The organism is Sphingomonas sp. (genome assembly GCF_048594985.1).
In the GTDB taxonomy this organism is placed as follows: domain Bacteria; phylum Pseudomonadota; class Alphaproteobacteria; order Sphingomonadales; family Sphingomonadaceae; genus Sphingomonas_I.
This window is the reverse complement of sequence record NZ_JBMDXG010000175.1, coordinates 1-10,378: the sequence shown is the minus strand read 5'-3', so window position 1 is coordinate 10,378 and position 10,378 is coordinate 1. Positions and strand designations below refer to the sequence as shown.

At 67.3% G+C, this 10,378-nt stretch carries 9 protein-coding genes; 3 read left to right on the top strand and 6 right to left on the bottom strand.

Annotated features, from left to right (window positions below):
- On the bottom strand, positions 1–686 hold a 686-nt coding region (gene tyrS / locus ACOJSF_RS06580), incomplete at its 3' end, for a tyrosine--tRNA ligase (RefSeq protein WP_420141416.1).
- Positions 687–704: 18 nt separating this feature from the next.
- On the opposite strand from tyrS, the gene ACOJSF_RS06575 reads away from it, so the two are divergent.
- Together ACOJSF_RS06575 and ACOJSF_RS06570 are read left to right on the top strand one after the other, a co-directional pair.
- Complete coding sequence (locus ACOJSF_RS06575; protein WP_420141415.1) at positions 705–2,243, top strand: glycoside hydrolase family 30 protein; 1,539 nt, start codon at positions 705–707, stop codon at positions 2,241–2,243.
- The gene (locus ACOJSF_RS06570) at positions 2,243–3,343 is read left to right on the top strand and encodes an anhydro-N-acetylmuramic acid kinase (protein WP_420141414.1); all 1,101 of its coding nucleotides are present in this window, start codon (positions 2,243–2,245) and stop codon (positions 3,341–3,343) included. Before ACOJSF_RS06575 ends, ACOJSF_RS06570 begins: the two co-directional genes overlap by 1 nt.
- Before the next feature lie 17 nt (positions 3,344–3,360).
- On the opposite strand, the gene ACOJSF_RS06565 is transcribed toward ACOJSF_RS06570, so the two are convergent.
- From ACOJSF_RS06565 to ACOJSF_RS06545, 5 genes are all read right to left on the bottom strand, one after another.
- Entirely contained in the window at positions 3,361–4,026 is a 666-nt protein-coding gene (locus ACOJSF_RS06565; RefSeq protein ID WP_420141413.1) for a DUF6975 family protein, read from the bottom strand.
- A gap of 263 nt (positions 4,027–4,289) precedes the next feature.
- The gene (rpoD, locus tag ACOJSF_RS06560; RefSeq protein ID WP_420141412.1) at positions 4,290–6,323 is read right to left on the bottom strand and encodes an RNA polymerase sigma factor RpoD; all 2,034 of its coding nucleotides are present in this window, start codon (positions 6,321–6,323) and stop codon (positions 4,290–4,292) included.
- A gap of 15 nt (positions 6,324–6,338) precedes the next feature.
- Complete coding sequence (dnaG, locus tag ACOJSF_RS06555; protein ID WP_420141411.1) at positions 6,339–8,222, bottom strand: DNA primase; 1,884 nt, start codon at positions 8,220–8,222, stop codon at positions 6,339–6,341.
- 56 nt (positions 8,223–8,278) lie between these two features.
- Positions 8,279–8,530, bottom strand: a complete 252-nt coding sequence (locus tag ACOJSF_RS06550) for a GIY-YIG nuclease family protein (protein WP_420141418.1) — start codon at positions 8,528–8,530, stop codon at positions 8,279–8,281.
- A gap of 253 nt (positions 8,531–8,783) precedes the next feature.
- Positions 8,784–9,242, bottom strand: coding sequence for a GatB/YqeY domain-containing protein (locus tag ACOJSF_RS06545; protein ID WP_420141417.1), 459 nt, complete (start codon positions 9,240–9,242; stop codon positions 8,784–8,786).
- 139 nt (positions 9,243–9,381) lie between these two features.
- On the opposite strand from ACOJSF_RS06545, the gene carA reads away from it, so the two are divergent.
- The coding region (gene carA / locus ACOJSF_RS06540) for a glutamine-hydrolyzing carbamoyl-phosphate synthase small subunit (protein ID WP_420141410.1) at positions 9,382–10,378 on the top strand (997 nt) is incomplete at its 3' end.

Genomic DNA, 10,378 nt, shown 5'->3' with positions numbered 1-10,378 from the left:
ATCAGCGGCGTGGTGACGCCGAACACCTCGGTCCCGTCCATCCGCCGGGCAAGCTCGATCCCGTTGACGATATTGCCCCACTGATCCGATCCGCCCATCTGCAGGCGGCAGCCGACGCGCCGCGACAATTCCAGGAAATCATAGGCCTGGAGGATCATGTAATTGAATTCGAGGAAGCTCAGCGACTGCTCGCGGTCGAGGCGCAGCTTCACCGAATCGAAGCTGAGCATCCGATTGACCGAGAAATGCTGGCCCACGTCGCGCAGGAAGGGGATATATTCCAGCCGGTCGAGCCAGTCGGCATTGTCGACCATGATCGCGTCGGTCGGCCCGTCGCCGAAGGTCAGGAATTTCTCGAACACCCGACGGATCGATGCCACATTGGCCTTGATCCCATCCTCGGTCAGCAGCTTGCGCGCTTCGTCCTTGAAGCTCGGGTCGCCGATCTTGCCGGTGCCGCCGCCCATCACCACGATCGGCTTATGCCCCGCCTGCTGGAGCCGGCGGAGCAGCATGATCTGCACGAGGCTGCCGACATGCAGCGACGGCGCGGTCGGATCGAAGCCGATATAGCCCGGCACGATCTGCCTGTCCGCCAGCGCATCGAGCGCGGCGGCATCGGTGACCTGGTGGATATAGCCGCGCTCGTCGAGCAGGCGGAGAAGGGCGGAGTTGTACTGGGCCATTGCGGGCGGGCGCCTAGCATGCGCGGCCGCGCGCGTCATCCGACGAAGCATGCCGCCGGGCTTGCCGCCGCCGGCCTGCGCACGCATACCGTCGCGATGGAGATGGATCGCCGCTCGCTGTTGCAGGGTGCCGCCTGCGCCGGGCTTGCCGCCGGCCTGTTCGAGCCTGCGCGCGCGCAGCTTCAACTCGCCGCCGAAGGGCCGCGCTGGGTCGTCACGACCCAGACGCAGCCATGGAAGGAAAATGAGGGCGCGCAGGTCCGCCCGATCCGCTTAGGCGAGGAAGCGGACGTCGTCCTCAACCACGAAATCCGGCATCAGACGATGGTCGGCTTTGGCGGCTGCTTCAACGAAATGGGCTGGGATGCGCTGTTGCTCCTGCCCGATGACGAGCGCGACCGCGTGCTGGAGGATTTGTTCGGCCCCGACGGCGCGCGGTTCAACCTGTGCCGCATGCCGATCGGCGCCAACGATTTCGCGCGCGACTGGTATTCCTATGACGAAACGCCCGACGATCTCGCTTTGCGCAATTTCTCGATCAGCCGCGACGATACCGGCCTCGTGCCGTTCATCCGCGCTGCGCGGCGGCACCGGCCCGACCTGAAACTCTGGGCCTCGCCGTGGAGCCCGCCGAGCTGGATGAAGCGCAACGGCCATTATGCCATGGCGCACAACCAGCCGGGCTGGCCCGACAACGGCCTGCCACAAGGCGCCGAGGGCAAGGAGGGCGAGGACTGGTTCATCCAGGAGCCCGAATATTTCGACGCTTATGCCCGCTATTTCGGCAAGTTCGTCGATGCCTACAAAGCGCGCGGCATCCCGATTTCGATGGTCATGCCGCAGAACGAGTTCAATTCGGCCCAGCCTTTCCCCTCCTGTTGCTGGACGCCGCAGGGCCTGGCGCGTTTCCTGCCGCACTTGGGTAAGGAGATGGGCGCGCGCGGCGTCGACATCTTCTTCGGCACGCTCGAACGCCCCGATCCCGCTCTGTTCGAGACCGTTTTTGCCGATCCGCAGGCCGGCCCGCTCATCAAGGGCGTCGGCGCGCAGTGGGCGGGCAAGGGGGCGGTCCCCTTCATCAATCGGGCCCATCCCGACCTGCCCATCTACCAGACCGAGCAGGAATGCGGCGACGGCCAGAATGACTGGCGCTACGCCCGCTACGCCTGGTCGCTGATGAAACTGTATCTGCGCAATGGCGCCAGCGCTTACCAATATTGGAATATTGCGCTGGAGCCGGGCGGCAAAAGTCGCTGGGGCTGGCGCCAGAATTCGCTGCTGACGGTCGATATCCAGACGAAGGCCGCCACGTGGAATCACGAATATTGGCTGATGAAGCACCTCAGCCACTTCGTCCGCCCCGGCATGGCGCGGATCGAGGCGACGAGCACGATGGGCTATGACGACGTGCTCGCCTTCGCCGGAGACGGGGCCGTCGTGGCTGTGCTCAGCAATGCGCTGGCGCAGCCGTCGCCGATCAAGCTGATGCTCGGCAACCGCATGATCGAGCTCACGCTTCCCGCCGATTCGTTCAGCACGGTCGAGCTGCCGGCCTGATGCTGGCGATCGGGCTGATGTCGGGCACGTCGCTCGATGGGATCGACGCGGCGCTGATCGAGACGGATGGCGAAGCGTCGGTGCGGCCGATCGCCTTTCACGGGCGCGATTACGACTCCGCGTCCCGCGCCGAGCTCGCGGCGGCGGCGCGCGTGGCGCTCTCGCTCGATCGACCGGTCGCGCATCCGGAGATCGACGAAGCCGCGCTCCGGATGACCGATCTGCATGCCGATGCGGTGGCGGCGCTGCTGCGCGCGGCGGGCCTCGCGCCTGGGAAGATCGACGTGATCGGCTTTCACGGCCAGACCGTCGCGCACCGGCCCGATCGCGGCTGGACGTGGCAGATCGGCGAGCCTGATCGGCTGGCGCGGGCGACGGGCATCGCAGTGGTCGGCGATCTGCGCGTCCGCGACGTGGCGGCAGGGGGGCAGGGCGCGCCGCTGCTGCCCGTCTATCATCGCGCGCTGGCCGCCGATCTCGACAAGCCGGTGGCGGTGCTCAATCTGGGCGGCGTGGGGAACCTGACGTGGATCGGGGAGGGGGATGACCTCGCCGCGTTCGACACCGGTCCCGCCAACGGACTGATCGACGATTGGGTGGAACGCGTCGCAGGCGCGCGTTTCGATCAGGATGGCGCGCTCGCGGGGCGGGGCCGCGTCGATCAGGCTGTGCTCGCGGCGATGCTAGGAAACCCCTGGTTCGATCTGCCCCCGCCCAAGTCGCTGGACCGCGCCGACTTCACGATCGTGCCGGTGCTCGGACTGGAGCCGGCCGACGGGGCCGCGACGCTGACCCGCTTCACCGCCGAGACCGTCAAGCGCGCTCTCGCGTTCGTGGGGACGCCCCGGCGGCTGATCGTGGCGGGTGGCGGGCGGCGTAACCCGACACTGATGGCGATGATCGGCGATGCGTGCGGTCTAAGGCCCGAGCCGATCGAGGCGCTTGGCTGGAACGGCGACGCGACCGAGGCGGAGGGGTTCGCCTATATGGCGGTGCGCTCGCTGAAGGGGCTGCCGATCAGCTTTCCGGGAACAACGGGTGTACCGGCTCCAATGACAGGGGGCACGCTGTACCGACCGTCGGACGTGCCCAGCGTTTGAACCTCAGCAGGTGAAGATCAGTGCGCGCCCCGCGCGCTCGTCCGCGCTTCCAGTACGTCCCACAGGCCGCGCTGCTGCGCCAGGATCTGGCGCGCGCCGAACGTGATCGCGCGGTCGAAGCGCGGTGAGACCGGCACGCGGGCGAGCATGGCGGCGGTCTCCGCCTCGTCGGGGAGATCGCACGGAGCCGCATCGATTCCGATGCGCGCTGCGGCGGTGTCGAGCACCGCCCGAACCGCCTGCCAGTCGAGCACCAGTCCGGCCGCCGCGCCGAGCGCGCAACCGAAGCGATCGGACGCGGCGATCGTCGCCATGGCGCGGCGCTGATCGAGGATGGCGGCGGCGGTGTCGCCCTCGCCGGGCGTGCTCGGCCCCGGGCCGGCGGCGACGATGAGCTGTGCCAGGTAGGCGCGCTCGGCCGAAAAGCCCCGCGCGGCATGCGTGAACCAGTCATCCGCCTCCGGCGCCACGTTACGGTCGGCGGCCAGTTCGACCAGTCCCGGCTGCGGCCCGTACAGCATCGCCAGCAGGTGCAGCACATCGGCGAGATTGCGGTTGGCGAACGGATCCGCGTTCAGCGCGTAGCTGTGCGTATAAGGGTGGCTGGCGCTTCCCTCCGATGCGGCAATGGCGACCAGCATTTCGCCGAGATCGACGGACGCTGATTGGAGGACGGCGGACATGATCTGCTCCTGAGGCGATGCCCTCCCCGGACATCAACACCCCCCTCGCAGACAGGCTCTAACGGAACGCCGTAAAGATAAGGTTATGAGGGCGTTAGGCATGACTTTACTTACACCCGCGAAATGATCGGAGGCGTCGTCGGACCGGTCTGGCCGAAGCGTTGACGCCCAACTACAATCGGCGGCGCCCCATGGGAGCACCGCCGATCGTAGCGATGCGGGCAAGCGGGCGGCCGGCCCTTCGACCGGCCGTGCGTCCAGCGTTATTGATCGAGGAAGCTGCGCATCTTGCGGCTGCGCGACGGGTGCTTCAGCTTGCGCAGCGCCTTCGCCTCGATCTGACGGATGCGCTCGCGCGTCACGCTGAACTGCTGGCCCACTTCCTCCAGCGTGTGATCGGTGTTCATGCCGATGCCGAAGCGCATCCGCAGCACGCGCTCCTCGCGCGGGGTCAGGCTGGCCAGGACGCGGGTGACCGTTTCCTTCAGGTTCGCCTGGATCGCCGCATCGACCGGAATGACCGCATTCTTGTCCTCGATGAAATCGCCCAGATGGCTGTCCTCCTCGTCGCCGATCGGGGTTTCGAGGGAGATCGGCTCCTTGGCGATCTTCATCACCTTGCGAACCTTCTCGAGCGGCATCGACAGGCGCTCGGCCAGTTCCTCCGGGGTCGGCTCGCGGCCGGTTTCGTGCAGGAACTGGCGGCTGGTGCGGACCAGCTTGTTGATCGTCTCGATCATGTGGACCGGGATGCGGATCGTGCGCGCCTGATCCGCGATGGAGCGCGTGATCGCCTGCCGGATCCACCAGGTCGCGTAGGTGCTGAACTTGTAGCCGCGGCGATATTCGAACTTATCGACGGCCTTCATCAGGCCGATATTCCCCTCCTGGATGAGGTCAAGAAACTGCAGTCCGCGATTGGTGTATTTCTTCGCGATCGAGATGACGAGACGCAGATTGGCCTCGACCATTTCCTTCTTGGCGATGCGCGCCTCGCGCTCCGCCTTCTGCACCATGTTCACGATGCGCCGGAATTCGGTCAACGCCATGCCCGTGGCCTGCGCGATCTCGCCCACCTCGACACGGATCCGCTCGACCGGCTCGGCTTCCTCGGCGGCAAACGCGGTCCACTTGCGGTCGATGCCCGCGACCGACTGGAGCCAGCCCTCTTCGGTCTCGTGCCCGACATAGCGGTCGAGGAAATCCTTGCGCGGCACGCGATGGCGCTCGGCCAGACGCAGGATCTGCCCGCCCAGCGCCGTCAGCCGGCGGTTGAACGAATAAAGCTGGTCGACCAGATGCTCGATCTTGGCGGCGTGGAACTTGACGCTCTCGACCTCGGCGGTGAGCTGCTCGCGCAGGTCCTGATATTTCGCTTCTTCGGCCTTGGGGAAATCGTCGCCCAGGCCCTGCGCCGCGACGCGCTTCGCCTGCAGGCGCGAGAAGGTCTGATAGAGCGCGGTGATGGTCGCGAACCGCTCGAGCGCCTGCGGCTTGAGCTGCTCCTCCATCTGCGCGAGGCTGAGCGTATTGTCCTCTTCGTCGTCGTCCGACGGGCGCGGCGCGCGCCGCTCGACCATCGAATCCTCTTCGTCCTCGGACTGCGTCTCTTCCGGCTCCTCTTCCTCCTTGAAGGAGGGGCCGGCGGCGCTTTCGCTGATCTCGCCATTGTCGTCCTCGGCGCCCTCGACCTGCTCGGCGGTCGGGCCCTTGGAAACCATGGCATCGAGATCGAGGATCTCGCGCAGCTGCATCGTGCCTTCGTTGAGCTGGGTCGACCAGTCGATGATCGCGTTGAAGGTGATCGGGCTCTCGCACAGCCCCTGGATCATCGTGTCGCGGCCGGCCTCGATCCGCTTGGCGATCGCAATCTCGCCCTCGCGGCTGAGCAGCTCGACCGCCCCCATCTCGCGCAGGTACATGCGGACGGGATCGTCGGTACGATCGACCGTCTCCTTCTTGGGCGTGGCGGTGAAGGTCGTGACCGTCTCGTCGCCGGATTCGGCGCCGTCCTCGGCCGTGTCGTCGTCCTGCGGCTGGGATTCGCCGTCCTCGCCGGCTTCCTCATTCTCGACGACGTTGACGCCCATCTCGTTGAGGGCGGACATCACGTCCTCGATCTGCTCCGACGCCATCTGGTCCTGAGGCAAAGCCTCGTTGAGTTCGTCATAGGTGATGTAGCCGCGCTTCTTGGCGCGCGCGATCAGCTTCTTCAGCGACGCGTCGTTCAGGTCGATCAGCGGAGCATCGCCTTCGACCTTCTCGCCCGCTTCCGCCACCATGCCGTTCTTCGCCATGCTACCTCTTCGACCCTAGTCTTGTTCATCCAGGGCGAACGCGGCCTCCAGCAGCCTCTGCTGCTGGTCCCGTACATCCGCCCGCTCACTCTCGACGCGCCCGTAGCGATCCCCGTCGCCTTCCGCCACCGCCCCCTTGGCATCGGCATCCAGCATCGCGAGCTGATCCTCCAGCTCGCGCTCGGCGCACAACGTGTCGATCAACCCCGCAAGCTGTGCCTCCGCCCGATCGCCCGTAATGTCGCGATCGATGAACGGAAAGCGCAGTCTTTCCTGCAGGTTTGCCTTCAACACTTCGGGCAGCAACGCAGTCTCCAATATGGAGGGGATCGCGTCGCTATCAAGAGTAGGGTGGCGCCACGCCGCCGTGACCAGCGCATCGCGCCAGCGGCGCAGTTTCTCGTCGCCGATCGGCATCGCCCCGATCTGGTCGAGATGGCCTGCGATCAGCGCCGGACGGCGCGACAGCCCGTACAGCATCGCCTCGACATAGGCGTCGCGCAGCTCGCGTCGCGGCTCGTGCGGGACGGCGGCGCGCAGGACCGCGCTGGCGATGGTGCGGCGCTCGTCGCGCTTCCAGCCGAAATCCTCGAAGAACAGGGCGGTCAGCGCGCGGCGATACTCCTCCGCCACCAGCCGGTCGCCGCAACTGGCGGCAAGGTCGTTGAGCGTCTGGCGCAGGCCCGCGCGCGCCTCCGGCCGGGCCATATCGTCGGCATCGCGCGCCTCGCGATACAGCAGCACGTCGAGCGGCACCGGATCGGCGATCGCCGCCTCGAACGCCTCCGCGCCGCCCGCGCGCACCAGATCGTCGGGGTCCTTGCCGGGCGGCAGCAGCGCGAAGCGCAGCGTCTTGCCGGGGCGCAGGATCGGAAGCGCGCGGTGCGCGGCGCGCAGGCTCGCCTTGCGCCCGGCGGCGTCGCCGTCGAAGCAGAGGATCGGCGCGTCGACCAGGCTCCACAGCCGCGCCATCTGCGCTTCGGTCAGCGCGGTGCCGAGCGGGGCCATCGCCTCGCCGATGCCCGCCTGGTCGAGCGCGATCACGTCCAGATAGCCTTCGACCACAATCGCGCGGCCGCTCTTGCGCGCGATCGGCCCCGCGCGATCGAGGTTGAAGAGGGTGCGCCCCTTGTCGAACAGAGGCGTGTCGGGCGAATTCAGATATTTCGGCTCGCCGGCGTCGAGGATGCGCCCGCCGAACGCGATCGTGCGTCCGCGCGCGTCGCGGATCGGGATCATCAGCCGCCCGCGAAAGCGGTCATAGGCGCGGCCGCCATCCTCGGGCTTGATCAGCAGCCCGGCCTCGACCAGCTCCGCGTCCTTCGCGCCGTCGAGCGCGGGGGCGATGCGGTTGCGGCCGTCGGGCGCGAAACCGATCCCGAACGTGTCGCGCGCATGCGCGCCGATGCCGCGCCGGTCGAGATAGGCGCGCGCGTTCGCCCCCTCGATCCCGTCGAGCTGCTTGCGGAACCAGCCGGCCGCCGCCTCGGTCACGCCGATCAGCCCGCTCGCCCGCTCGGCGCGTGCGCGTGCCGCAGGATCGGGCGAGGGCAGGTCCATGCCGGCGGCGGACGCCAGTTCCTTGACCGCGTCCATGAAGGGTAGGCCCCTGCTTTCGGTCAGGAAACGGATCGCGTCGCCATGCGCGCCGCAGCCGAAGCAGTGATAGAAGCCCTTCTCGTCATTGACGTAGAAGCTCGGGCTCTTCTCGTCGTGGAAGGGGCAGCACGCCTTGAACTCGCGTCCGGCCTTCTGGAGCCGGACCGATCGGCCGATCAGCGTCGACAGCGTCGTGCGATTGCGCAGCTCGTCGATGAACGCCGGGGACAGCAGCCCGCCCCCGCCCGAACGACGGGGCGCGATCGCATCGGTTCGGTGGGCCTGAGCGGCGGACGCCATGGCCGCATTATACCTAGCATGAAGTGCGGTGACCGGGAAGGGGGAGCGCCTGTCGATCAACCCCCGTTCGTGCTGAGCGCAGTCGAAGCACGGGCTGCGGACGATTTCGCCAGGTCATGCAGGCGTGTCAAATCGCCGACGATGAGCGCTTCCTTCTTGGCACGCGACCACCCTTTGATCCTGCGTTCGGCTTCCAAAGCTTCTAGACGGCTCGGAAAACTCTCCGACCAAACCAGCTCGACTGGTTGCCGCCGGGCGGTGAAATCGCAGAAGCCGCCATGCCTGTGCTGCGCGATCCTGCGCTCCAGATCGTCCGTGTGGCCGGTGTAATACCGTCCGTCCGAACAGCGGAGGATGTATGTCCAGAACCATAGCCCTATTCAACACATGGCACCGCGTGGGGCACGTCCTTCGACTTTGCTCAGGACGAGCGGAGCTAAGATCGGAAAAGAAGGTTCGACGGCTGGCAACCCCAACCAAACCGTTCGTTCTGAGCGAAGTCGAAGCACGGGTCTCCCCACAACGCCGAGATGCAGGCCCGCTCCCCTTGTGGGACCCGCCCTATCCCCCCGCCAGCCGCGCCTTCACCAGCGCGCTGGCCTTGCTCATGTCCATGCTGCCGGCGTGGCGTTCCTTCAGCGCCGCCATCACCCGGCCCATGTCCTTGACCGATGCGGCGCCCAGTTCGGTCGCGATCGCGTCGATCGCGGCGGCGGCTTCGGCCTCGCTCATCTGCGCGGGGAGGAAGCGCTCGATCACCGCGACTTCGGCCTTTTCCGCGTCGGCCAGTTCCTGGCGGCCGCCCTTTTCGTACAGCTCGATCGATTCGCGGCGCTGCTTGATCATCTTCTGCAGCACCTCGGTCACCACCACGTCGTCGTCGGGTGTCGAGGAGGCGGTGCGCAATTCGATGTCGCGATTCTTGATCGCGGCCTGGATCAGGCGGGTCGCGTTCACCGTCGGCTTGTCGCCGGCCTTCATCGCGGCGATCTGCGCCGTCTTCACCTCGTCTCGGATCATCATGCTCTCTGCGGAATCGGAAACCGCAATCGTAGCCGGGGCGGACGAGACTTGGTAGAGTTGACCCGCGCGCGGATGGGGCTTAGCGGGCGGCGCTTAGCGACATTGCTGCCAACCCCACGAGGAGTGCCTGCCCATCATGGCCGACGCCACGCCAACACGCGCGCCGGAAGGAGCCACGGGCGTTCTCGTCCTGGCCGACGGCACCGTCCTCTGGGGTCGCGGCTTCGGCGCGGAGGGCGCGTCGGTGGGCGAGGTGTGCTTCAACACCGCCATGACCGGCTATCAGGAGGTGATGACCGATCCGTCCTATGCCGGGCAGATCGTAACCTTCACCTTCCCGCATATCGGCAATGTCGGCGCGAACCCTGAGGATATCGAGGCGATCAACCCCCACGCGCTCGGCTGCATCGTGCGGGAGGACGTGACCGATCCGTCCAACTTCCGCGCGACGCAGGGGTTCGACGCGTGGCTGCGCAACAACGGCCGGATCGGCCTGTCGGGCGTCGACACGCGCGCCCTGACCCGCGCGATCCGCATCCAGGGCGCGCCCAACGGCGTGATCGCGCACAATGCGGCTGGCGAGTTCGACATCGACGCGCTGCGCGCGCGGGCGGCCGGATGGCCGGGGCTGGAGGGCATGGACCTCGCCAAGGAGGTTTCGACCACGCAGAGCTTCAAGTGGGACGATGGCCTGTGGACGCTGGGCGAAGGCTATGCCGCGCATTCGGCCAACCCCGACGGCCCGCACGTCGTCGCGATCGACTATGGCTTGAAGCGCAACATCCTGCGCAACCTCGTCGCCGCCGGCGCGCGCGTGACGGTGGTGCCCGCGACCGCGACCTTCGACGAGGTGATGGCGCACGCGCCCGACGGCGTGTTCCTCTCGAACGGCCCGGGCGATCCCGCCGCGACCGGCGCCTATGCCGTCCCGGTGATCCGCGACCTGCTGGAGGTCGGCAAACCGATCTTCGGCATCTGCCTCGGCCACCAATTGCTCGCGCTGGCGGTGGGGGCGCGGACGACCAAGATGTTCCAAGGTCACCGCGGCGCCAACCACCCGGTCAAGCGGCTGAGCGACGGCGCGGTCGAGATCACCAGCATGAACCACGGCTTCGCGGTCGAGCGCGCGACGC